Annotated in this window: 1 protein-coding gene; it reads right to left on the bottom strand. The window is 73.1% G+C overall.

What is annotated here, in order from left to right:
- A partial coding sequence (locus ACFU99_RS43740) for a serine/threonine-protein kinase (protein ID WP_384404361.1) occupies nt 1–1,011 on the bottom strand: 1,011 nt, incomplete at its 3' end.
- Nucleotides 1,012–1,377: the final 366 nt, after the last annotated feature.

The following is a 1,377-nucleotide window of genomic DNA, read 5'->3' as shown; positions in this document are numbered from 1 at the left end:
CTTCAGCGCACCGCGCATACGGTCGGCCGCCGCGTCCGCGGTCCGCGTCCCGGAACCGGGCTTCTCCAGCGACAGCGGCGGGGAGGAGGGGGCGGGCGGCGCCGGGGGCAGCGCCATCGCGCGCGTCGGCTCGACGACCGGCGGCTCGGGGGTCTTGCGGCCCTGGTCCTCGGGCGCGTTGACCGCGCTGGTGAGCAACGTCCGCGCCCCGGCCTCGTCCAGCCGCTTCTCGGGGTCCTTGGCGAGCAGGCCGTAGATGACCTCCACGAGAGCCCCGGCGTGCTTCGGCGGCTCCATCGGCTCGGTCATCACGGCGGTGAGCGTCGCTATGGCCGAACCCTTGTCGTACGGCGGCACGCCCTCCACCGCGGCGTACAGCAGGCCGCCCAGCGACCACAGGTCGGCGGGCGGTCCGGGCTTGTGGCCGCGGGCTCGCTCCGGCGAGATGTAGGAGGGGGCGCCGACGAGCATGCCGGTGGAGGTGACCGACGGGTCGCCCTCGACCTGTGCGATGCCGAAGTCGGTGAGCACGACGCGGCCGTCGTCGGCGATCAGGACGTTCGACGGCTTCACGTCGCGGTGCAGGATGCCCTCGCGGTGCGCGGCGCGCAGCACGTCGAGGATGGCGAGGCCGGCCTCGGCCGCCCGTCTCCAGGGGAGGGGCCCGTCCTCCCGGATCGCGTCGGCGAGGGAGCGGCCCTCGATCAGCTCCATGACGATCCACGGCCGGTCGTCCTCGTCCACGACGTCGTAGACCGTGACCGCGCCGTTGCTGCGGATGCGGGCGATCGCCTTCGCCTCGCGCAGCGTACGGGTGATCAGGCGGCGCTTCTCGTCCTCGTCGATGCTCGACGGGAAGCGCAGCTCCTTGACCGCGACCGTGCGGCCCAACGTCTCGTCGCGCGCCCGCCAGACCGTGCCCATGCCGCCCCGGCCGAGCACCTCACCGAGCCGGTACCGACCAGCCAGGAGGCGCCCTGTCGTGCCCTGCGTCTCTTCCGCCTCCGACATGCGTCCCCTCTGGCAATCAGCTCTGCGATCAACCCACCCTGGCAGAGCGTCCATTGTCTCTCATCCGCGGACCGGGGGAAGGCCAGGGTCCGAGTGCTGACATAAGAGGCGTATGCCGAACCACGCCGGTCTCTCCCACATCATCGCCATCACGGCCGCGCAGGCGTCGGCGTCGACGGCGTGCGGCGGTCCGTACCGCGTTCCCCTGTTCAAGAGCCGGCGGACGGCCGTTCGGTTCCAGGCGCCGCCGAGCTGTCACACGACGCTCATGGGGCGCGCTGCACGATGACGGGCGTGGCGGAGGGACGTGCCTACGCGCCGAGCGGCCGCCGGCCCGCACGGCCGGCGACCGCTCGCCTAACGGGC

It is taken from the genome of Streptomyces sp. NPDC057654, from assembly GCF_042800135.1.
GTDB lineage: Bacteria > Actinomycetota > Actinomycetes > Streptomycetales > Streptomycetaceae > Streptomyces.
This window is presented reverse-complemented; position numbering and strand designations above follow the sequence as displayed.